Origin of the sequence: Pseudomonas sp. QL9 (genome assembly GCF_041409665.1) — a bacterium.
Classification (GTDB): Bacteria; Pseudomonadota; Gammaproteobacteria; order Pseudomonadales; family Pseudomonadaceae; genus Pseudomonas; species Pseudomonas knackmussii.
Map to the genome: position 1 here is coordinate 714,778 of NZ_CP166971.1, position 20,213 is coordinate 734,990.

At 63.8% G+C, this 20,213-nt stretch carries 22 protein-coding genes; 9 read left to right on the plus strand and 13 right to left on the minus strand.

Annotated elements, in window-relative coordinates:
* Positions 1-53: 53 nt before the first annotated feature.
* Together ACA097_RS03265 and ACA097_RS03270 are read left to right on the plus strand one after the other, a co-directional pair.
* Positions 54-398, plus strand: coding sequence for a hypothetical protein (locus tag ACA097_RS03265; protein WP_371368479.1), 345 nt, complete (start codon positions 54-56; stop codon positions 396-398).
* A gap of 117 nt (positions 399-515) precedes the next feature.
* On the plus strand, positions 516-1,145 hold the full coding sequence (locus tag ACA097_RS03270; RefSeq protein ID WP_160286483.1) for a phosphatase PAP2 family protein: 630 nt from the start codon (positions 516-518) through the stop codon (positions 1,143-1,145).
* Between the two features lie 56 nt (positions 1,146-1,201).
* On the opposite strand, the gene cysB is transcribed toward ACA097_RS03270, so the two are convergent.
* The 5 genes from cysB to ACA097_RS03295 all read right to left on the minus strand — a co-directional run bounded on the left by cysB (position 1,202) and on the right by ACA097_RS03295 (position 5,206).
* Positions 1,202-2,176: an HTH-type transcriptional regulator CysB gene (cysB, locus tag ACA097_RS03275; protein WP_043251125.1), complete on the minus strand. Its 975-nt coding sequence runs from the start codon at positions 2,174-2,176 to the stop codon at positions 1,202-1,204.
* 198 nt (positions 2,177-2,374) lie between these two features.
* Entirely contained in the window at positions 2,375-2,860 is a 486-nt protein-coding gene (locus ACA097_RS03280; RefSeq protein WP_043251123.1) for a universal stress protein, read from the minus strand.
* 83 nt (positions 2,861-2,943) lie between these two features.
* Positions 2,944-3,852: a 5'-nucleotidase gene (locus tag ACA097_RS03285; RefSeq protein WP_043251119.1), complete on the minus strand. Its 909-nt coding sequence runs from the start codon at positions 3,850-3,852 to the stop codon at positions 2,944-2,946.
* A 13-nt stretch (positions 3,853-3,865) separates the two neighbouring features.
* Positions 3,866-4,816, minus strand: coding sequence for a putative 2-dehydropantoate 2-reductase (locus tag ACA097_RS03290; protein WP_043251118.1), 951 nt, complete (start codon positions 4,814-4,816; stop codon positions 3,866-3,868).
* On the minus strand, positions 4,817-5,206 hold the full coding sequence (locus ACA097_RS03295; protein WP_160286481.1) for a thioredoxin family protein: 390 nt from the start codon (positions 5,204-5,206) through the stop codon (positions 4,817-4,819). It abuts the gene before it with no gap.
* Between ACA097_RS03295 and ACA097_RS03300 the strand changes: the two genes are divergently transcribed.
* The gene (locus ACA097_RS03300) at positions 5,205-5,624 is read left to right on the plus strand and encodes a PilZ domain-containing protein (RefSeq protein WP_371368483.1); all 420 of its coding nucleotides are present in this window, start codon (positions 5,205-5,207) and stop codon (positions 5,622-5,624) included. The genes ACA097_RS03295 and ACA097_RS03300 overlap by 2 nt on opposite strands.
* A 173-nt stretch (positions 5,625-5,797) precedes the next feature.
* A complete protein-coding gene (locus tag ACA097_RS03305; protein ID WP_371368486.1) occupies positions 5,798-6,874 on the plus strand; it encodes a 3-deoxy-7-phosphoheptulonate synthase in 1,077 nt (358 codons plus the stop codon).
* A gap of 58 nt (positions 6,875-6,932) precedes the next feature.
* Here ACA097_RS03305 and ACA097_RS03310 read toward each other — a convergent pair whose 3' ends face one another.
* Positions 6,933-7,217, minus strand: a complete 285-nt coding sequence (locus ACA097_RS03310; protein WP_043251109.1) for a GNAT family N-acetyltransferase — start codon at positions 7,215-7,217, stop codon at positions 6,933-6,935.
* 22 nt (positions 7,218-7,239) lie between these two features.
* On the minus strand, positions 7,240-8,514 hold the full coding sequence (locus tag ACA097_RS03315) for a hypothetical protein (protein ID WP_043251107.1): 1,275 nt from the start codon (positions 8,512-8,514) through the stop codon (positions 7,240-7,242).
* A gap of 220 nt (positions 8,515-8,734) precedes the next feature.
* Here ACA097_RS03315 and ACA097_RS03320 point away from each other — a divergent pair, with 220 nt between their 5' ends.
* The 4 genes from ACA097_RS03320 (at position 8,735) to ACA097_RS03335 (ending at position 11,433) form a co-directional block, all read left to right on the plus strand.
* Positions 8,735-9,424, plus strand: a complete 690-nt coding sequence (locus tag ACA097_RS03320; RefSeq protein WP_043251105.1) for a crotonase/enoyl-CoA hydratase family protein — start codon at positions 8,735-8,737, stop codon at positions 9,422-9,424.
* Between the two features lie 230 nt (positions 9,425-9,654).
* Positions 9,655-9,846: a hypothetical protein gene (locus ACA097_RS03325; protein WP_371368489.1), complete on the plus strand. Its 192-nt coding sequence runs from the start codon at positions 9,655-9,657 to the stop codon at positions 9,844-9,846.
* A gap of 293 nt (positions 9,847-10,139) precedes the next feature.
* A complete protein-coding gene (locus ACA097_RS03330) occupies positions 10,140-10,361 on the plus strand; it encodes a hypothetical protein (protein ID WP_371368491.1) in 222 nt (73 codons plus the stop codon).
* 100 nt (positions 10,362-10,461) lie between these two features.
* A complete protein-coding gene (locus ACA097_RS03335; protein WP_371368493.1) occupies positions 10,462-11,433 on the plus strand; it encodes a magnesium and cobalt transport protein CorA in 972 nt (323 codons plus the stop codon).
* 57 nt (positions 11,434-11,490) lie between these two features.
* Here the strand turns inward: ACA097_RS03335 and ACA097_RS03340 are convergent, their stop codons facing one another.
* The 4 genes from ACA097_RS03340 to ACA097_RS03355 form a co-directional block, all read right to left on the minus strand.
* The gene (locus tag ACA097_RS03340) at positions 11,491-12,228 is read right to left on the minus strand and encodes an amidotransferase (RefSeq protein WP_371368495.1); all 738 of its coding nucleotides are present in this window, start codon (positions 12,226-12,228) and stop codon (positions 11,491-11,493) included.
* A 201-nt stretch (positions 12,229-12,429) separates the two neighbouring features.
* Complete coding sequence (locus ACA097_RS03345) at positions 12,430-12,984, minus strand: cysteine hydrolase family protein (RefSeq protein ID WP_371368497.1); 555 nt, start codon at positions 12,982-12,984, stop codon at positions 12,430-12,432.
* Positions 12,985-13,157: 173 nt separating this feature from the next.
* Entirely contained in the window at positions 13,158-15,302 is a 2,145-nt protein-coding gene (locus ACA097_RS03350) for a 3-hydroxyacyl-CoA dehydrogenase NAD-binding domain-containing protein (RefSeq protein ID WP_371368500.1), read from the minus strand.
* Between the two features lie 15 nt (positions 15,303-15,317).
* A complete protein-coding gene (locus ACA097_RS03355; protein WP_371368502.1) occupies positions 15,318-16,523 on the minus strand; it encodes an acetyl-CoA C-acetyltransferase in 1,206 nt (401 codons plus the stop codon).
* A 655-nt stretch (positions 16,524-17,178) separates the two neighbouring features.
* Between ACA097_RS03355 and ACA097_RS03360 the strand changes: the two genes are divergently transcribed.
* Positions 17,179-17,982 (plus strand): cytochrome c, encoded by an 804-nt coding sequence (locus ACA097_RS03360; protein WP_371368504.1) that lies wholly within the window; start codon positions 17,179-17,181, stop codon positions 17,980-17,982.
* A 174-nt stretch (positions 17,983-18,156) separates the two neighbouring features.
* On the opposite strand, the gene ACA097_RS03365 is transcribed toward ACA097_RS03360, so the two are convergent.
* The gene (locus ACA097_RS03365; protein WP_371368506.1) at positions 18,157-19,107 is read right to left on the minus strand and encodes an IS110 family transposase; all 951 of its coding nucleotides are present in this window, start codon (positions 19,105-19,107) and stop codon (positions 18,157-18,159) included.
* 314 nt (positions 19,108-19,421) lie between these two features.
* A complete protein-coding gene (locus ACA097_RS03370) occupies positions 19,422-20,156 on the minus strand; it encodes a peptidase (protein ID WP_371368508.1) in 735 nt (244 codons plus the stop codon).
* Positions 20,157-20,213 lie beyond the last annotated feature (57 nt).

Sequence of the window (20,213 nt, forward strand, 5' to 3'; positions counted from 1 at the left end):
CGCAGGTTTGCACCTGCGCCCTGCTCTACCGGGACAGCAGACGAGGTAGATCGATGCGTATCACCCTGGTGAAGAAGGTCCTCGCCGATGGCGAGGACTGCGGCAAATGCAAGGACGTCCAGCAGCGCCTGGAGCGCGGCGGCTATCTCGATCGCATCGATCGCGTGCTGGTCGCCGACGAGCGCAATCCGTCCAACAGCGGCTGGATGGTCGCCGCGCAGTATGGCGTGGAAACCGCCCCCTTCTTCGTGGTACGCCATGACGACGGTCGCGAGCAGGTCTTCACGGTGTTCATGAGCTTCCTCCACGAGATTCTCGAAGGCCGTGGCCCCGCCCCTGCGGACGACCCCGAGGTGCTGGCCGAACTGGCCGCACGGAACGACCTCGATCACCTCTGACGCCTTCTCGCGACATTTTTTTCACCGCCGGTTAATGCCGCGTTCATTCTTCGCCCCGTAGAGTGCGGCCGTCCGGGCTCGCCACGAGCCCCGTTGCTCAAGCGGTTCCGACTCGTCATGCCAAGCCCTCTCCTTGCGTCTTCGTCCAGCCTACTGGAGCACATCAACCACCAGGCGTTCCTGGCTATCAATGCCGGCCCCGATACGCCGAACTGGCTGCTTGGCTTCGCTCGCCTGATAGCGACGGTGCCGCTCTTCCTGCTGCCGCCGATGCTGCTGGGCCTCTGGTGCTGGGGGGACCGCGCGAAACGTGGTGTATTGTTGCGAGCACTATCGGTCACGCTGATTGCGCTGTTGATGGGATTCTTGATCGGCGCCATCTGGCCTCATCCGCGGCCCTTCGCCATCGGCCTGGGGCACGCCTGGCTACAGCACGCGGACAACGCCTCCTTCCCCAGCGACCACCTGACCATCTTCGCCAGTCTGGCCCTGAGCCTGCTGTTCGACGATGCCTACCTGCTGGGTGCGACGCTTGCACTGGTCGGCCTGGCGGTTGGCTATGCACGGGTCTATCTGGGCATCCACTTCCCGCTCGACATGCTCGGCGCCCTAGCCGTCTCGGCAGTCAGCAACAGCCTCGTCTGGGTGCTCTGGCAACGCCACGGCACGCCCATCACGCAGCTGGCGGAAGGCGTCTATCGGCGCTGCCTGGCACCCGCCATTGCGCGAGGTTGGGTACGAGACTGATCGCCCAAATGAAAGCGCCCGGCAATGCCGGGCGTTTTCGTTCTCGATATTCAGGCTCAGTAGACCGGCAGCTCGATGCCTTCGAACAGTTCGTCCAGCTCCGTCTTGTTGTGGCATTGCACCGCCTTGGCCAGCAGGTCACGGGTCAGGTGCGGTGCGAACTTCTCGATGAAGTCGCACATGAAACCGCGCAGGAAGGTGCCGCGGCGGAAGCCGATCTTGGTGATGCTGGACTCGAACAGGTGGCTGGCGTCGAGCATCACCAGGTCGCTGTCGAGCTTGGGATCGACTGCCATGTGCGCCACGATGCCCACGCCCAGGCCCAGGCGCACGTAGGTCTTGATCACGTCGGCGTCGGCCGCGGTGAACACCACCTTGGGCTGCAGGCCGCGCTGGTTGAAAGCCTCGTCTAGCTTCGAACGGCCGGTGAAGCCGAACACGTAGGTAACGATCGGCTGTTCGGCCAGCAGTTCCAGGGTCAGCTTCGGCACCTTGGTCAGCGGGTGGCCCTGGGGCACGATCACGCAACGGTTCCAGCGATAGCAGGGCATCATGATCAGGTCGCCGAACAACTCCAGGGCCTCGGTGGCGATGGCGAAGTCGACGGTGCCGTCAGCAGCCATCTCGGCGATCTGCATGGGCGTGCCCTGGTGCATGTGCAGCGACACATCCGGGTACTGTTTGATGAAGCTGCCGATCACGCCAGGCAGCGCATAGCGCGCCTGGGTGTGGGTGGTGGCGATGGACAGCGTGCCCTTCTTCTCGTTGGAGAACTCCTGGGCGATCTGCTTGATGCTCTCGACCTTGCGCAGGATCTCCCCGGCGGTCGTGATGATGCGCTCGCCGGCCGGCGTGACGCGGGTAAGGTGCTTGCCGCTGCGAGCGAAGACTTCTACGCCGAGTTCGTCTTCGAGCAGGCGGATCTGCTTGCTGATGCCCGGCTGCGAGGTGTACAGGCTCTGCGCCGTGGCGGACACGTTCAGATCGTGGTGCGCGACTTCCCAGATATAGCGCAGTTGCTGAAGCTTCATGGAGGTTCCTCGAAATGGATGTCGCGGCCCGCGATCCCGGGCTCTGCTTTTATAACCATATTAATGGTTTAGGGAATAAAGTTAGACGTTTTTTGGGAACCTGCCTACCACTCGTCCAAAGTCCCCGTCCGTTTCCCTGCAGAATCGCGCGAAGCTCCATTGCAGAGCGGCTGCGTGCCACTGCGCCGCTCGTCGTACTCAACGATGCTGGAGCATCGGCACCAGGTACACCGGCACCTCGGCCAGTTGCACCACGCGCGCGGCGGTTCGCCCCAGGGGCGTATTGAGCCCGTCTCCGTGGCTGTGGCTGCCCGCGACGATCAGGTCCACACCCAGGCGCTGCGCCTCTTCGAGGATCACCATGGGCGGGTCGCCCAGCATCACGCGCACCGAGCGGATCAGCCCTGCGTCCGGCTGCAGCTCGCCCAGTTCATCGCGAAAGCCTTCCATCACCCGCTTCTCGATATTGCCCATCACCGTCTGCATCCCCGAAGCGCGCAGCTCGGCCAGGGTTTCGCTATCCAGATAGGTCTGCAGCACCGAATCGGCGAACAGCCCCATCGGCTCTACCGCATGTACTACATAGAGTTCAGCCGAATAAGCGCGAGTCAGCGACAAGGCGTGTTGCAGGACGTAAGGCGCGTAAAGACCAAGATCGGTGGCATAGAGAATGGAGCGGATCATGCGGCCTCCCACTGCCTGGAACGGCGGGCCTTAGAGCAGCGTAGCAGCAACTGGAGAAGACCACCGACGGCGCGCCGCCGGCTTCAGTTGGCAACTTTCTCGTTGCTTACCCCGTGCGGCACATGGCCAGTCGCGACGACCTTGCTGGCACGCTCGCAATGCCCCGGCTGGTCGTCGAAGAACACATCGGCGGAAAACGCCTCGAGGAAGGCCGATTTGTCCAGGCCGCCGAGGAACAGCGACTCGTCGAGACGAATATCCCACTCGCGCAGGGTGCGGATCACCCGCTCGTGAGCCGGCGCCGAGCGCGCGGTAACCAGCGCCGTGCGGATCGGGCAGGACGCCTGGGGGAAGGCGCGCTGCACACGGTTCAGCGCGGCCAGGAAAGGTTTGAACGGGCCGCCGCCCAAGGGCTCGCGAGCGGATTCGCGCTCGCGGTTCTGGAAGGCTTCCAGCCCGCCTTGCTGGAACACCCGCTCGGCCTCGTCGGAGAACAGCACGGCATCGCCATCGAAGGCGAACCGCAATTCATCCGCCGCATCGCGCTGAGCACCGCCAGAAAGGATGGTCGCCGCAGCGAAGCCGTTCTCCAGCGCGCCGCGCACATCCTCTACGTGGGTCGAGAGGAACAGGTGGCAGCCAAAGGCCTTGAGGTACAGATAGGGACTGCTGCCGCCGGAGAAGGCCGCGCGGGAAATCTCCAGGCCGTGCTGCTGGATGGAATTGAACACGCGCAGGCCGGTATCTGCGCTGTTGCGCGAGACCAGCACCACCTCCACCAGTTGCCGCTCCAGCCGCGCATTCAGAGCCAGCAGCTTCTGCACCAGCGAAAACGCATCGCCAGGCTGCAGCACCTCGTCCTCATGGGAGATCTGGTACTGGCGGTAGGCTTCAACCCCATCGTTCTCGTAGACCTCGTGGCTTTCACGCAGGTCGAACAATGCCCGCGAGGAAATCGCCACCACCAGCTTGTCGCCCAGCCCTGCCGCCATGCTTGTCTCTCCCTCAGCGTTGCTGATTGCGTGCATCCAGGAAACGTAGCGCAGCCAGCAATGACTCGATGCGAGGCAGCTGTGCGCCTGCCTGCGCAGCGGCAGCCAAGGGCGCTCCATAAATGGCTTGCAGCTCCAGCGGACGATGCTGGGCAAAATCGTGGTACATGCTCGGCAGGTAGTCCGGCATGCGCTCGGTGGCGTCGAGCATCGCCGCCGGATAGCCGGCAGGCAATTCATGGCCACAAGCTGCGGCTCCCTGCATGACCTCGTCCATGATCGCGGCGATCAATGCGCGACTGTCCGGGCTGGCCATGAGATCGCGGGTGCCGCTATCGAGCAGCACCGAAAGACCGTTGTAGGGGATGTTCCAGACGAGTTTCTGCCAGCGCGCTTGCTCCAGGTTCGGCATGGCCTTGGAATCCAGGCCGGCGGCGCGGAACATCGCCGATCCCTCTTCAGCGATCGCCAGTTGCGCCTCCGAATCGACCGCAGGCCCCGAGTGATAGCCAAGGTGTACCGCCCCCAGCGCCTGGTGCTCGACGACACCCGGTGCCGATCGATGCACGCAGATGTAGCAAAGGCCGCCGAGCAGGTGCAGCGAGTCCGGCAGCAGCGCGCGCATGCCCTCTTCCACCGCGAAGCCATTCTGCAGCAGCAGGACCTTCGCACCTGGCGCCGCCGCGCGGGCGATTATCGGGGCCAGTTCGGCATTGCTGGTGGTCTTGGCGCCAACCAGCACCCAGTCGCAGGGCGGCATGTCGGCGACATCGTGGTACGCCTGAACTGACTCCAGCGCCAGGGCGCCATGCACCTGGCTGTTTAATCGCAGGCCGTTTTCGGCTACCGCGGCGTACTCGCTGCGCAGCAGGAAATGCACGTCGAAGCCGGCACGCGCCAGCAGCAGACCGTAGAAACCGCCAATAGCGCCGGTGCCGATGACACCGATGCGGACATTCTTCATCTAGGGCAACTCCTCGGGGGCGCGCGTCGCGGCGACGCCCAGGGCTTCGGCCAGGGCTGGGGCGCGCAAGGGCGCCAGCACGCGGCCATGGAAACTGCCATCGCGAATCAGGAACAGCGCCGGCAGGTGAAAGACTTCATAGCACTCGACGAGGCCACCGTTGCGCTCCGCATCGATCCACGCAAGGCGATCCACCGGCAGCCCCATTTTGGGCAGCTGTGCGCGCGCGAATCGGCAGGCGGAGCAACCTTCGCCAGTGAAGATCAGCAGTGTGTCGCCGGGCAGCGCCAGCAGCTGATGCTCGGCATCCAGGTCAGTCAGTTCGAGCGACGGCACTATACTCAAGTCGATGCCAACACCATAAAGATTGCAGTCGGAGTACTCCGTCATGCGTCAGTTCCTACGCCACCCGTGCGATCTGCCGGTCGAGTTGATCATCCGCAAGCAGACCTTTCTGCCCCGCCAGCGCCTGTACAATATCAGCCTCGGCGGTGTCGCCTGCAACGCTCCGCGCGGCTTTCGCCGCGGCACCTCGGTTGAACTGCGAATCCCCCTGCTCGGCGACGCCGCGCGCTGCCCTGGCGTGGTGGCCTGGAGCCGCAAGCTGAGCAGTGATTACCTGGTGGGAGTCGCCTTCATCGACGAGGACACGCTGTTCCGCGCGCGCATGGTCGAGCAGGTTTGCCAGATCGAGCATTACCGCCGAAAGCGCGAGCTGCAGAGCGGCGAACTGCTGTCGATCGAAGGCACCGCCCTGGAATGGATCACCTGCAACGCCGCCGACTTCCCGCTGTTCTGTTCGATCTAGGCGCGAAGAAAGCGCTCGACGCCCCGTCGCTCGGGCATTCTCCCTGACTTTGCCCATTGTCGCGGGCGTGCCAGCACGTTAAGGTTCGGGTTCCCCGTAGCGACATCCTTGCCCGCGCCCCATCGCATGGGGGTTCCTGGCGGCCGGCACCCGTGACCTGATTGAGTACCACGATGGCTGATTTACAGATCGACGACCTTAACGTTGCCTCCAACGAGACCCTGATCACGCCGGAGCAGCTCAAGCGCGAAATCCCCCTGACCGACGCGGCGCTGAGCACCGTTGCCAATGGTCGCCAGGTAATTCGCGACATCCTGGATGGCAAGGACCACCGCCTGTTCGTGGTCATCGGACCCTGCTCCATCCACGACATCAAGGCTGCTCACGAATACGCCGAACGCCTGAAAGTCCTGGCCGCCGAAGTGGCCGATACCCTGTTCCTGGTGATGCGCGTGTACTTCGAGAAGCCGCGCACCACCGTCGGCTGGAAGGGCCTGATCAACGATCCGTATCTGGACGACTCCTTCAAGATCCAGGACGGTCTGCACATCGGCCGCCAGCTGCTGCGCGACCTCGCCGAGATGGGCCTGCCCACCGCCACCGAGGCACTCGATCCGATCTCCCCGCAGTACCTGCAGGACCTGATCAGTTGGTCGGCCATCGGCGCGCGCACCACCGAATCCCAGACTCACCGCGAGATGGCCTCGGGCCTGTCCTCGGCGGTCGGTTTCAAGAACGGCACCGATGGCAGCCTGACCGTGGCGATCAACGCGCTGCAGTCGGTTTCCAGCCCGCACCGCTTCCTCGGCATCAACCAGGAAGGTGGTGTGTCCATCGTCACCACCAAGGGCAACCGCTACGGCCACGTGGTACTGCGCGGCGGCAACGGCAAGCCGAACTACGACTCGGTGAGCGTCGCCGTCTGCGAGCAGGAACTGACCAAGGCGAAGATTCCGCTGAACATCATGGTCGACTGCAGCCACGCCAACTCCAACAAGGATCCAGCCCTGCAGCCGCTGGTGATGGACAACGTCAGCAACCAGATCGTCGAAGGCAACAACTCGATCGTCGGCCTGATGGTGGAAAGCCACCTGGGCTGGGGCAACCAGCCGATTCCGAAGGATCTGTGCCAGCTGCAGTACGGCGTCTCCATCACCGACGCCTGCATCGACTGGGATGCCACCGAGAAGGCCATCCGCAGCATGCATAGCAAGCTGAAGGATGTCCTGCCCAAGCGTCAGCGCGGCTGAGCGTAGGCAGAAATGAAAACGCCGGGCATTGCCCGGCGTTTTCGTTTGCGCTCGCGATTCAGGCCGTGCGATCGGCGTGACGCGGGTGGCGCTCCAGGTAGCGTTCAACGTACGAGCACGAGGGAATCACGCTGTAGCCCTTGCGCTCGGCGTACTGGAGAGCATGTTCGGTGAGCGCCGCAGCGATGCCGCGGCCGCGCAGGCCGTCGGGTACGAAAGTGCGGTAGATGTCGAGAGTCTGCTTGCCCAGATCCATGTAGGCCAGATAGGCACGATGACCGTCAACAGTCGTCACGAACTGGTGGCTGGTTTCATCATGATGGATGGACAACGACTCACTCACTTGCACTCTCCTCTCCCGGGCCTCACAACTCGACCCGCACCTGATTGATCTTGTTCAGACGGAGGTTCACTTCGGCCGTTCCGGTCCCCATCAGGACAGTCAGGTAGACTCGGCCGTCCTCCACCCTGTGCAGCACACCCTGGTAATAAGTACCATCAAAAGTGATGAACTGCAGGCGCTTGCCGGTGTACTTAGCAAGGCTGGCGATATCGACGAAGCCATATTGCTGCGTTCTCTTCTCGGACTCAACCGTTTCTTCCGCAGCGATCTTCTGGGTCGCCGAATCCACGGTGATTTTTTCCTTGTGCGGGTCGACCCAGGCAAAACCGATCGGCGTCACCGACTGCTGGTTGACCAGTACAACCGGCTTGAGCATGCCGACCACGTCCTTGGCCTCGAAGAACTGCAGGCCATCCCAGCTCATGCCCTCGGTCGGCGTCATCTCCAGGCGTAGCGATTGTGGGTCGGCCAGGTAGCGGCCGTAGGCATCCAGCAGTGGCTTGTCGAGCGCCACGCGCTGGCCGCGCAGGTTCTTGTCGAATACCTCCACTGCCTTCTTCAGGTAGGTGGCTTTGTCCACACCCATCTTGGCCGCGCAGAACTCCTGGACCCGGCGCTGGTACTGGTTGTCGTCGAGTTCGACAGTGACACTCGAAACGCGCGGCGGGTTCACGCGCATGTCGCCAGGGCGCTCGGAAACGTTGCTCAGCGACATGCTCACACGGGTATCGGCCATGTCACGAACGTCCGAACGCATATTGAAGGTCAGCTTCTGCGCGCCAGGTTCGAACAGGTACGAGAACTCGACGTCGGCATCCAGCGAGCGGTAGCCCATCTCCAGCAGTTCATCCGAGCCGATGTTACGCACGCTGCCACAGGCGACCTCGCTCATGGCAGTGAACACACTGCGCTCGGCGGGCTGTTGGTAAAGCGCCTGGATGAACGGGCCGTGAACCATCAGCTCGACGCCATCGAGCTCCACCGCCATCTGCTCCGGCATCTTGCCGTCAGCGAGGCGCTCCTTAAAGCTGAGCAGTTCGCGCAGGCCGTTGAACTTCAACTGGGCGTGGGCGACTTTCAGGCTGTCGTGAGCGGCCGGTACCCGGATCACCACGTTCTTCAAACCGACCCGGCCGTCGAACGACGAGGAAATGCCGCCGTAGCTGACATCCACCACCGGCGCCATCTTGGCTACCGCGTCATTGACGATGCTGCGTACCGAAAGCCACAGGGAAACCTTGATGAGCACGGCCACCGCGACGACCAGCAGCAGGGCCCACTTGAAGAATTTGGACATCGGATAGGACTTCCTTGTGTGAATTCTTGTACGAATGATGGCAGCTTAACAGCAGGCAGGCGGCGTCTCCACGCACGCTCGACGGAAACCCACCAGGAGCCCGCCAGAGAGTGACAGCCATCGCAAATTGACGACTGACCAACCAGTCGGTCAAAGCGCTTTACGCTCGCCATGGCCGCCAGTATGTTCTGCGCCTCGCCTTTTTCCAGGAAGCCCGGCCATGAGCGAACTGATCAGCTATCAACTCGAAGACGGTATTGCCACCCTCACCCTCGCCAATGGCAAGGTGAACGCCATCTCCCCCGCTGTGATCGAAGCCTTCAACCAGGCCCTCGACCGCGCCGAGCAGGACCGCGCAGTGGTAATCCTCACCGGCCAGCCGGGCATCCTCTCCGGCGGCTACGACCTCAAGGTGATGACCTCCGGCCCGGAAAACGCCGTAGCCCTGGTGGCTGCTGGCTCGACCCTGGCCCGGCGCATGCTCGCCCACCCGTTCCCGATCATCGTCGCCTGCTCCGGTCATGCCGTGGCCAAGGGCGCGTTCCTGCTGCTCTCCGCCGACTACCGCATCGGTGTGGACGGCCCGTTCCAGATCGGCCTGAACGAAGTGGCCATCGGCATGACCATGCACCACGTGGGCATCGAACTGGCCCGCGACCGCCTGCGCAAATCGGCGTTCAACCGCTCGGTGATCAACGCCGAGATGTTCAACCCGCAGGACGCTGCCGCTGCCGGCTTCCTCGACAAGGTGGTGGCGCCCGAAGCCCTGCTCGACACCGCCCTCGCCGCCGCCCAGCAACTGAAGAAACTGAACATGACCGCGCACCGCAACACCAAGCTGAAAGTGCGCCGGCAGCTGCTGGAAACCCTCGACCAGGCCATCGAGCAGGACAAGAAGCACCTCGCCTGATACCAGGCCAGCCCTCCGAGAAAGCCCGGCCTTGCGCCGGGCTTTTTTCTGCGCGCTGAAAAGCGCGGCAGGAACCGCTCAGCGGGTACCAGGAACTCGGTTGTAGGAACCCGGCTCCAATAGTTACGAAAAAAGCAATACTGATTAATCTACTTTGCTATTTTTCAAAAATTATTGCGCGATAACCTATTGATGAGCCCCACGAACAACCCAACCCAGAGGTACTCATCATGAAACTCCAACTGATCGCCAGCGCCGTTTTTGCCACCGCCGCCCTGTTCACTGCCCAGGCCAGCTTCGCCGAAGAATCGCCGCAGATGCACGACCGCATGGTCCAGATGAACCAGGCCGCGATCCAGCAACAAGCCGAGCGGACCGCCAGCCAGCAGGACGCCGCCGTCCAGCCGGCCAACCAGGGCTGATAGACGCAGCGCACCACCACGGAGTACGCAGCATGTCCCCGCTTCGATCCAGCCCAGCCCGGCGTGCTGCCGGGCAGCCCAAAGCCACGACCGGTCAGCGTGATCGGTCGCTGGACCGCAGCCTCGCGTATCCGGGTGCGCGGGTCCTGCTGCTCGCGGAGCATCGCCAGCGCAACCGTACCAATGCCGGAAAAACATCAACCGCGCTGATAGTTGAAAGCAACGAAGTTCGTTATTCCATCGAAGGCCCTGCTGGGAAACTGAGCCCATTCCCACTCCCGGCAGCCCTCACCATGAGCCGACCCACCGCTCGACATGCGCGCAACGGCGCCCTCGCCAGCCTCGGCCTGTACAGCATCGTGATCCTGGTGCTGCTGGCACTGACCGGCGGTTTCGATCGCGCCAGCCACGTGCAGGCCGAAAACATTGACAAGTCGGCCCTGTTCCAGCGCGTCAACCAGGTCGTGCCCAACGCCCTGGCGGTGCTCCAGCAATCCTTCAGCCCGCGCTCCTGACAGCCAACGGTGGCACCCGCCGCCAGCTTGCCCATACTCATTGCTAGTCCACGCCGGGTAGTCCGGCGCGCCCGCCTTTACCTGCCTGGGGAAAGCGCCCATGGGCCGAGTCATAGCATCTGCCGTCTATTGCAAGGGCAAGAAGGTCTCCGACATCCCGCTCGAGGACGGATATCGCTGGGCGTGCCAGCCCGACCACTTCGTCTGGACCGGCCTACAGGAACCCACGCCCGAGGAACTGAGCAACCTGCAGCGGCAGTTCAACCTGCACGAACTGGCGATTTCCGACGCACTGGAAAAACACAGCCGGCCGAAGCTGGAAACCTTCGGCGATGCCCTGTTCATGGTCATCTACTCACCGGTGCGGGCGGACAATCGGCTGATGTTCGTGGAAACCCACCTGTTCGCCGGCATCGGCTACATCATCAGCGCCCGTCACGGCTTCTCGCAGTCCTACTCGCAGGTGCGCCAACGCTGCGAGGCACGCCCTCTGTTGCTGGCCCACGGCACCGATTTCGTGCTCTACGCCCTGCTCGACTTCGTGGTCGGCAACTACGAGCCGGTGGTCGAGGCGATCCGGGAAGAAATCGAGCAACTGGAACAACGCGCCTTGCGCTACTCGCTGACCCAAGAGGAGATCGAGCGCATCTACGGGCTGCGCCGCGAGGTGCTCAAGCTCAAGCATTACGCCGCGCCCATGGTGGAGATCTGCCAGGAGCTGCAGCGCCTGGACTTCCCTTTCATCGACAAGCAGATGCGCCCCTACTTCCGCGATGTGGCGATCCACGTCAATCGCCTGCTTGAAGACCTCGGCTCGCTGCGTGACATCGCCAGCCAGACCATCGAGGTCGGCCTGCTGCTGGAGTCCTCGCGGCAGAGCATCGTGCAGCGCAAGTTCGCCGCGTGGGCGGCCATCCTCGGCTTGCCCACTGCGGTGGCCGGCATCTACGGGATGAATTTCAGCTACATCCCCGAGCTGCACTGGCACTACGGCTACTTCCTGGTGATGGGCCTGCTGGTGATCGGCTGCGTCGGCCTGTACATCAGCTTCAAGCAGGCGGATTGGCTGTAATCCCCACAAACGAAAACGCCGCTCATTCGAGCGGCGCTTTTGCGATCAGCAAACGGATCAGGCGGCGTTCTGCTCGTCCTTTTTCCGGCCTTGCTGGACGAAGCGCATCATCCACTCCGCCACTGCGGTGCCCTGGTGCGAACGCTCGAGGCTGTCGATGCCCTGGCGATAGACCGGCTCGCTGAAGATCTCGCGGCGCAGGTTGAGAATCGCCGCGGAATAGTCAGCCATGAACTCCGGGTGCCCCTGGAAGCACAACACCTGGTCGCCGACGGCGTAGGCGGCATTCGGGCAGAAGTCGCTGGAGGCGATGCGCCGGGCGTTGGGCGGCAGCTGGGTGACCTGGTCCTGGTGGCTGACCAGCAGGGTCAGGTCCTCGAGAGCCGGTTGCATCCATTGCGGCTGCTCCTCGACGCGATAGTCGTGGATGCCCACGCCCCAACCCTGGCTCGCACGCTCGGTCTTGCCACCGAGCAGCAGGGCCAGCAGCTGGTGGCCGAAGCACACGCCCAGCAGCTTGTCACCGCGCTCGTAGCGGGTCAGCAGATAGGCCTTGAGCTTCTGGATCCACGGATCGTCGCCGAAGGAGTCGTGCTTGCTACCGGTCACCAGATAAGCGTCGTAATGCTCGCTGTCGGGCGGGTAGTGCCCCTCCACCACGTTGTACACCTTGAACTCGGCGGCTACCGGTTGCTTGGCGAACAGCTGCTGGAACATCCAGCCGTAGCCGGTGTACTGACCGATCAATTCGGGACGCAGGATATCGGTTTCCAGAATGCAGATTTGCAGCGACATGCAGTGGGGGTTCCTGGGGGTTGGCGAATGTTGACTAAGGGCTTCCTGATACCTTTGAAAAGCGCGTGAAAATTACGCTCAATTTTTTCACCACACAAGAAGGCAAACCCTTTTCTTGCGGGAAATTTCAGGGGAAATACCCGAAAAATCGTCTTGCATCAATGCCAGAGAAAATCATGGCGACATGCGGTCCCGCCTGGGCTACCCAATCCGCAGCCGCGCCAGCGCCGCCGAGGCTTCCAGCACATCGGCGTACTCGCCCTGAAGATTGCCCAAAGCCATGGCGTGAACCTCTTCTGCACTGCGCAATTGCCCGAGAAAATCGCGTTGTTCGAAGGCAAAGCAGGCATCGGCCACTACCAGCGTTCGAAAACCCAGATTGCCGGCACTTCGCGCCGTGCCTTCCACCGAGTTGTTGGTACTGACGCCAACGATCACCAGCTCCTCGATGCCGCGCACCCGCAGCCAGCGCTCCAGACCGCTGTTGATGAAGGCATCGGGCACGTTCTTCTCCAGTACGTGCTCATGCGCAAGCGGCGCCAGGTCCGGCTGGAACTCCACCCCCGGCTGCCCCGGCCAGAACGGCGAGCCGGGCGTACGAGAGATATGCCGGACATGCGCGATGGGCGCGCCCTCCGCGCGCCAGGCAGCCAGCAGCTCGGCGATGCGCGCCTCGGCCTGCGGGTTGTTGCGCGGAACGGGGCTGTCGCGCATGCCTTTCTGCATGTCGATGATCAACAGGGCGGGCTGGGCCATGCTCGGGTCCTTGGCGTGGGCAAAAACGCATCCTACGTCTGCCGGGGACAAGAAAAAACCGGCCGCAGGGGCCGGTTTCGTCGTACAGCTTTTCGTAGGAGCGAGCTTGCTCGCGAACCAACCTCGCAGCGACGCCGTTCGCGAGCAAGCTCGCTCCTACAGGTTCTGCACGGTCAGAAGGTCTCTCCGCGCAGCGCCTTGTCCAGCAACAAGGCCGGCGGTTCGAAGCGTTCACCGTACTGCTCCGCCAGGTACTGCGCGCGGGCGATGAAGTCCTTGAGACCGTACTGGTTGATGAACTGCAGCGCACCGCCGCTCCAGGCCGCGAAGCCGATGCCGAAGATCGAGCCGATGTTGGCGTCGGCGGTGGACATCAGCACGCCCTCCTCCACGCAGCGCACCGTCTCGATGGCCTGGACGAACAGGATGCGGTCGCGCACGTCTTCCGCCGGAATCATCCGGTCGGCCTTCTCGAAGCGCTGCTTGAGCTCCGGCCAGAGGTGTTTCTTGCCATTGGCGGGATAGTCGTAGAAGCCGCCGCCCGCCGCTTTGCCCGGTCGCTTGTACTCGTTGAGCATCAGGTCGACCACGGCAAAGGCCGGGTGCTGCGGCAGCGCCTTGCCCTCGGCTTGCAGGTCCTTGCGGGTCTGCTCGCGGATATGGCTCATCAGGCTCAGCGAAACCTCGTCGCTGATCGCCAGCGGTCCGACCGGCATGCCGGCCTGGCGCGCCTGGTTTTCGATCATCGCCGCCGGAACGCCCTCTCCGAGCATGGCCAGGCCTTCGTTGGTGAAAGTACCGAACACCCGCGAGGTGAAGAAGCCGCGGCTGTCGTTGACCACGATGGGCGTCTTCTTGATCTGCAGGACGTAGTCGAAGGCGCGCGCCAGGGTGGCGTCGTCGGTCTTCTCGCCACGGATGATTTCCACCAGCGGCATCTTGTCCACCGGGCTGAAGAAATGCAGGCCGATGAACTTCTGCGGCTGTGCAACGGCCTGGGCCAAACCGGTGATCGGCAGGGTCGAGGTGTTGGAGGCGATCACTGCATCGGCCAGCGCCGCGCTTTCCGCCGCCGCGGTGACCTTGGCCTTGAGCCCGCGATCCTCGAAGACCGCCTCGATGATCAGGTCGCAGCCTTCGAAGTCGGCGTCGCTGGCGGTCGGCTTGATTCGGGCGAGGAAGGCGTCGCGCTTCTCGGCGGTCATCTGGCCCTTGCCGACCTTCTTGTCCAGCAGCCCGGCCGAGTACGCCTTGCCCTTCTCCGCCGCTTCGACGGAGACATCCTTGAGCACCACTTCGATGCCAGCGGCAGCTGAAACGTAGGCGATGCCCGCGCCCATCATGCCGGCGCCCAGCACGCCGACCTTCTTCGTGACGTAGGCCGGATGGCCCTGCGGGCGCGACTTGCCGGCATTGATCTCGTTCAGCTGGAACCAGAAGGTGCCGATCATGTTCTTCGCCACCTGGCCGGTGGTCAGCTCGGTGAAGTAGCGCGCCTCGATCAGTTGCGCGGTGTCAAAGTCGACCTGGGCGCCCTCGACGGCGGCGCACATGATCTTCTCCGGCGCCGGGAAGCAGCCCTTGGTCTTGTCGCGCAGCACGCTCGGGGCGATGGCGAGCATCTGCGCCACGTTCGGGCTGGACGGCGTACCGCCGGGGATCTTGTAGCCGGCGGTGTCCCACGGCTGCTTGGCCGCAGGGTTGGCGGCGATCCATTCGCGGGCCTTGGCCAGCATGTCGTCGCGGTCGCTGGCGATCTGATGGATCAGGCCGGCCTTGAGCGCCTGCTCCGGGCGCACCTTCTTGCCTTCGGCGAGATACGGCAGGGCCTTCTCCAGGCCGAGCAGACGCACCATGCGCACTACGCCGCCGCCACCGGGCAGCAGGCCCAGGGTGACTTCCGGCAGGCCGAGCTGCACATGGCTTTCGTTCAGCGCGATGCGGTGGTGGCAGGCCAGGCAGATTTCCCAGCCACCGCCCAGGGCGGCGCCGTTGATGGCGGCGACCACCGGCTTGCCGAGGGTTTCCAGGCGACGCAGCTGGCCCTTGAGGACCAGGATGCCTTCATAGAACGCCTGGGCGTCGGCCTTGGTGACCTTGATCAGTTCGTTGAGGTCGCCGCCGGCGAAGAAGGTTTTCTTGGCGGAGGTGAGGATCACCCCGGCGATGGAATCCTTCTCGGCTTCCAGGCGGGCGACAGTGGCGGCCATGGCTTCGCGGTAAACACCGTTCATGGTGTTGGCACTCTGGCCGGGCATGTCCATGGTCAGGACGACGATGTTGCCCTGATCTTTCTCGTAGCGGATGGCTTCGGTCATTTTTGTTCTCCGGCCTCAAACCCTTTCGATGATGGTGGCGATGCCCATGCCGCCGCCCACGCAGAGGGTGGCCAGGCCGTAGCGCAGGTTGCGCCGCTCCAGTTCGTCGAGCAGGGTGCCGAGGATCATGCAGCCGGTGGCGCCCAGCGGGTGGCCCATGGCGATGGAGCCGCCGTTGACGTTGACCTTGCTCTCCGGCACGCCCATGTCCTTCATGAACTTCATCACCACCGAGGCGAAGGCTTCGTTGACCTCGAACAGGTCGATCTCGTCGACGCGCAGCCCGGCCTTGGCCAGGGCCTTGCGGGTCGCCGGCGCGGGGCCGGTGAGCATGATGGTCGGATCGGTGCTGGTGACCGCGGTGGCGACGATGCGCCCTCGCGCCTTAAGGCCCAGCTCGCGGCCCTTGGCCTCGGAGCCGATGAGCATGGCGGCGGCGCCGTCGACGATGCCGGAGCTGTTGCCCGGGGTGTGCACGTGGTCGATGCGCTCGACGTAGCTGTATTTGCGCAGGGCGCTGGCGTCGAAGCCCATCTGCCCCATCATCTCGAAGCTCGGCTTGAGCGCACCCAGGCCCTCGAGGGTGGAGTCGGCGCGGATGAATTCGTCGTGGTCGAGCAGGACGATGCCGTTCTGGTCGGTCACCGGCACCAGGGATTTGCCGAACAGCCCTTCGGCGCGGGCCTTGGCGGCCTTCTGCTGGGAGCGCAGGGCGAAGGCGTCGACGTCCGCGCGGCTGAAGCCTTCCAGGGTGGCGATCAGGTCGGCGCCAATGCCCTGGGGGACGAAGCTGGTGTGCAGGTTGGTCTCAGGGTCAAGCGCCCAGGCGCCGCCATCCGAGCCCATGGGCACGCGCGACATGGACTCCACGCCGCCAACCACGACCAGGTCCTCGAAGCCCGAACGCACCTTCATCGCGCCCAGGTTCACCGCCTCCAGGCCCGAGGCGCAGAAACGGTTGATCTGCACGCCGGCGACCTGTTCGTCCCAGTCGGCCACCAGTGCGGCGGTCTTGGCGATGTCGGCGCCCTGGTCGCCCACCGGGGTCACGCAGCCGAGGACGATGTCGTCGACCTGCGCGGTGTCCAGTCGGTTGCGCTGCTGCAATTCACGCAGCAGGCCGGCCATCAGGTTCACCGGCTTGACGCTGTGCAGCGCACCGTCCTTCTTGCCTTTGCCGCGGGGAGTACGCACCGCGTCGTAAATGAATGCTTCGGTCATGGCGCTCTCTCGTAGAGTTGTCGTCACGCGGACTGGGGCGTGTCGGCCTACCTTAGCGGCGCGGCGGCGGCGGACAATGACCGGATCGCTCAGGGCAATTGACCGCCGCGCTCAGGCCGGGCGACCAGCGGCAATGGCCAGGCAGGCTCTACGGCGGCTCCCGCCTCGTCGCCGGATGAACGGTCGACAGGCGAGCCAGAGCGGTCACGTCGCTGTCATATAGATGGAATACCCCTGAGGGCTCAGGACTTGCTGCCAGATCGTCTAAGCCCGCGCCAGCCGGGGCTTAGACTCAGATTTTGCAGTGCCTATGGACGCCGTTGCCGGGTTTTGCCGGGGCGGTCGGATTGCAAAGCCAAGGTCAGGATCATCGGTCGCCGAGCCGTACAGGCGACAGGGGCCGGGCCAACAACAAGAAAGGCGGACAAATCATGACGGATCAACAACCGAAGAAATGGCGTCAGGCGGGCCTGATCGTCATCGTCACCACTGTCGTTCTGATCATCCCCAACCTCACTCGCCTGGTCGGCTGACCACTCAAGCCTCTGCCTGCCGCTGCGTCCGCGTGCCTCGAAGGCCGCCGCAGTGCAGGCAGCAGTGCCGCGCGAGCCCATCCTCTGCTATGTTTCGGCAGCTAAATTGCCGGAGCCCTTCCATGCGCGCCCTCCTGTCGCTGCTGCTTCTGTTGTGCCCCACGGTCTTCGCCGCCGACCTGACCCTGGAACTGCCCTCGGGCAAGCGCGTCCTGAGCAGTGCGCAACTGCTGGTCAACCCGCAGGCGAAGAGCATCGAGATCAAGGACGACGTGTCCTACCACCGCACCATGCGCTATCGCGCCGTCCCGGTGGCCGCCCTGCTCGAAGGGGTCGATGCGCAGGCTCACATCCAGGCGGTGGCCCTGGACGGTTTCGTCGCCGAATTGCCGGCCGCGCCGTTGCTGCAGATCGAAGGCTCGCGCGCCTGGCTGGCCATCGAGGACAGCACCAAGCCCTGGCCGCCGCTGGCGGAGGGCAAGCCGTCCGCCGGCCCCTTCTACCTGGTCTGGACCAATCCCAAGGCCTCCGGCATCGCCCCGGAACAATGGCCGTTCCAGGTCAGCACCCTGCGCGCGCTTACTTCGGTGGCCGATCGCTTCCCGGCGCTGGTCCCGGCCAAGGACGCCACCGCCGATGTGCAGGCGGGCTTCTCCCTGTACCAGAAGCACTGCATGGCCTGTCACCGCCTCAACGGCGCCGGCGACGCACAGTTCGGCCCGGACCTGAACCAGCCCTTCAGCCCCACCGAATATTTCGCCAAGGATTACCTGCGCACCTACATCCGCGATCCGCAGAGCCTGCGCCAATGGCCGCAGGCGAAGATGCCCGGCTTCAGCGAGGAAACCCTCAACGAGGGTGAGCTGGACCAGTTGATCGAGTACTTCAAGCACATGGCCGCGCTGCGCCAGGCGATGATGCCGTAGCTGCAGCGTGGGCGCGGCCCCTGGCCGCGAATCGCGGACAAGGGCCGCTCGTTTCTGGATCCCCGCGTTCGCGGGGACGACGCGGGAGTGGGCGAATCTTGATCCCGTCGCTCCCGCGAACGCGGGAGCCCAAATGACAGTTGCTCCTGGCACCGCCGGCTCTCGTAGGAGATTCTATGTCAATGACGGCTCCTGCTTTGGAGGCTGGTAGCTGATCTGGGATTGCATCAGGGCAAAGGCAATTCGGGCCAATTTGCGGGCGAGGATAGTCAGGGCCTCGATCTTCTTCAGGCCGCGCGCCAGGTAGCTTTGGTAAAGGGCCTGCCAGCGCTGCGTGCGCGCTGCCGCCATGGCCGCGTTGTGGAGCAGCCGACGGATTTCAGGGTCCCCTTGCTTGGTCAGCTTTCGTCGGCCGCTATAGCGGCCGGACTCCTTGAGCCGCACATCCAATCCGATAAAGGCGATGAAGGCATCGCTATTGCGAAAACGTCCCCGCAGAAATGCCAGGTTCAGGGCCGCTGCCGTCAGCGGTCCGATCCCTTCGATGGCCTGGCAGCGCTTGCTTTGCTCCATTAGGCCGGCCTCTCGCAGCGCCTGTTGAATCTCTTTCTCCAGGCGTGACTCCAGTGTGGCCATTTGCTTGAGAACAGGCTTCAGCGCCTTGGCCAGGGAGCGATCCTGGGAAAAGCTCTGGCGCAACGAGATGGCGCTACGGACCAGTGCAGCACGCCGATGCAGCAGTGTCTGCAGGCGGCAGTAGGCCTTGCTCGGCGGCTGCCAAGGCTCCAGTTGCGCTTGTTCGTGGGTCAGGTAACGGGCCAGCAGCAGGGCATCGCTGCGATCATCCTTGTTTCGCCCACCAATCCCCTTGCGGTAGTTGCTCAGGCGAAAGCCATTGATGACGTAGATCCGATGTCCCCGCGCATGCGCCAGGGTCGCAACATCCATGTGATAGGTGCTGGTCGCTTCGATCGCGATGGCGCAGCAGGGCGGAAGGGTTTTCAGCCAGGCCTTGATTGTGCGGACGTCATTGGCCAGTTCGAATACTTCGCCCGAGCGTGTATCGCAGAGGCTCAGCGACTCCTTGGCGACATCGATACCGATAACCGGAACTTGGCTTGTCATGGGGTTCTCCGACAGTGAAGATGGTCCAACCTGTCGGGAGCTCACATTGGCGCAGGCTTGCCGGTATTGTCGGTTTGAGCGGCTACTCAATCCGATGGATTCCTTATCGGCGCTTGTCGTGAGCGGGTGGGTGGGGGAAGTCTCCTACCGTCTGGCTTGCAGAAGCGGATCTTGTCCCTCCACACCCCGACAGGTTCCTACCCTAACGCCATACAAGCGGATCTCATCCGCGAAAGCTCCCCACTCCGATACCACCTGCAGGAGCGCGTCATGCGCGCGAATCGCGACCATGGCCCGCTCCTACAAGCTCCGCTCTAGATGTTGTATTCCTTCGGCGGCTCCGGCAGTTGCCCCAGCAGGTCGTGCAGGCCCGCCGACCACTGCTTGCGGATGCTCGCGTAGTAGGCGTCGTCCTCGGTGACCCGATAGCCGGCCGGCAGGATCAGGCTGTCGCGGTGATACACCAGCAGGTCCAGCGGCATGCCCACCGAGAGGTTGCTGCGGATGGTCGAGTCGAACGACACCAGGGCGCAGCGCAATGCCTCGCCCAGCGGCGTGTCGAACTCGAGGTTGCGGTCGAGGATCGGCTTGCCGTACTTGCTCTCCCCCAGCTGCAGGAAGGGCGTGTCCTCGGTGGCCTGGATGAAGTTGCCCTGCGGATAGATGCTGAACAGCTCAGTCGGGCCGCCGGCTATCTGCCCGCCGACCAGGAAGGAACAGGTCAGGTCGGTGTTGCCGGCCAGCGGCGCGGCATCGCGCGCCACCACTTCACGGACGGTGCTGGCGACCAGCTCGGTCGCGTCATAGAGGGTCGGCACGCTGTGCAGGTTGGCCTGGTTCGGGTCGTCCAGGCGCTGCTTGAGCAGGTTGACCACCGACTGCGAGGTGGCCAGGTTGCCGGCACTTTGCAGGACGATCAGCCGCTCGCCCGGCACGCCGAAAGTGAACAGCTTGCGGAAGGTGGCGATGTGGTCGATGCCGGCGTTGGTCCGCGAGTCGGAGGCGAACACCAGCCCCTCGGCCAGGCTCATGGCGACGCAATAGGTCATGGCAATGCTGTCCCGTGGAGATGGTCGGGGAATACTAGTCCATGCGCGGCCGTCGCC

Excerpts from the sequence above, each read along its gene's own strand:
- ACA097_RS03360 (WP_371368504.1), top strand. The coding sequence starts at position 17,179 with ATGCGCGCCCTCCTGTCGCTGCTGCTTCTGTTGTGCCCCACGGTCTTC.
- ACA097_RS03300 (WP_371368483.1), top strand. The coding sequence starts at position 5,205 with ATGCGTCAGTTCCTACGCCACCCGTGCGATCTGCCGGTCGAGTTGATC.
- ACA097_RS03305 (WP_371368486.1), top strand. The coding sequence starts at position 5,798 with ATGGCTGATTTACAGATCGACGACCTTAACGTTGCCTCCAACGAGACC.
- ACA097_RS03325 (WP_371368489.1), top strand. The coding sequence starts at position 9,655 with ATGAAACTCCAACTGATCGCCAGCGCCGTTTTTGCCACCGCCGCCCTG.
- ACA097_RS03335 (WP_371368493.1), top strand. The coding sequence starts at position 10,462 with ATGGGCCGAGTCATAGCATCTGCCGTCTATTGCAAGGGCAAGAAGGTC.
- ACA097_RS03315 (WP_043251107.1), bottom strand. The coding sequence starts at position 8,514 with ATGTCCAAATTCTTCAAGTGGGCCCTGCTGCTGGTCGTCGCGGTGGCC.
- ACA097_RS03285 (WP_043251119.1), bottom strand. The coding sequence starts at position 3,852 with ATGGCGGCAGGGCTGGGCGACAAGCTGGTGGTGGCGATTTCCTCGCGG.
- ACA097_RS03330 (WP_371368491.1), top strand. The coding sequence starts at position 10,140 with ATGAGCCGACCCACCGCTCGACATGCGCGCAACGGCGCCCTCGCCAGC.
- ACA097_RS03295 (WP_160286481.1), bottom strand. The coding sequence starts at position 5,206 with ATGACGGAGTACTCCGACTGCAATCTTTATGGTGTTGGCATCGACTTG.
- ACA097_RS03350 (WP_371368500.1), bottom strand. The coding sequence starts at position 15,302 with ATGACCGAAGCCATCCGCTACGAGAAAGATCAGGGCAACATCGTCGTC.
- cysB (WP_043251125.1), bottom strand. The coding sequence starts at position 2,176 with ATGAAGCTTCAGCAACTGCGCTATATCTGGGAAGTCGCGCACCACGAT.
- ACA097_RS03320 (WP_043251105.1), top strand. The coding sequence starts at position 8,735 with ATGAGCGAACTGATCAGCTATCAACTCGAAGACGGTATTGCCACCCTC.
- ACA097_RS03345 (WP_371368497.1), bottom strand. The coding sequence starts at position 12,984 with ATGGCCCAGCCCGCCCTGTTGATCATCGACATGCAGAAAGGCATGCGC.
- ACA097_RS03365 (WP_371368506.1), bottom strand. The coding sequence starts at position 19,107 with ATGACAAGCCAAGTTCCGGTTATCGGTATCGATGTCGCCAAGGAGTCG.
- ACA097_RS03355 (WP_371368502.1), bottom strand. The coding sequence starts at position 16,523 with ATGACCGAAGCATTCATTTACGACGCGGTGCGTACTCCCCGCGGCAAA.
- ACA097_RS03265 (WP_371368479.1), top strand. The coding sequence starts at position 54 with ATGCGTATCACCCTGGTGAAGAAGGTCCTCGCCGATGGCGAGGACTGC.
- ACA097_RS03340 (WP_371368495.1), bottom strand. The coding sequence starts at position 12,228 with ATGTCGCTGCAAATCTGCATTCTGGAAACCGATATCCTGCGTCCCGAA.
- ACA097_RS03270 (WP_160286483.1), top strand. The coding sequence starts at position 516 with ATGCCAAGCCCTCTCCTTGCGTCTTCGTCCAGCCTACTGGAGCACATC.
- ACA097_RS03280 (WP_043251123.1), bottom strand. The coding sequence starts at position 2,860 with ATGATCCGCTCCATTCTCTATGCCACCGATCTTGGTCTTTACGCGCCT.
- ACA097_RS03370 (WP_371368508.1), bottom strand. The coding sequence starts at position 20,156 with ATGACCTATTGCGTCGCCATGAGCCTGGCCGAGGGGCTGGTGTTCGCC.
- ACA097_RS03290 (WP_043251118.1), bottom strand. The coding sequence starts at position 4,816 with ATGAAGAATGTCCGCATCGGTGTCATCGGCACCGGCGCTATTGGCGGT.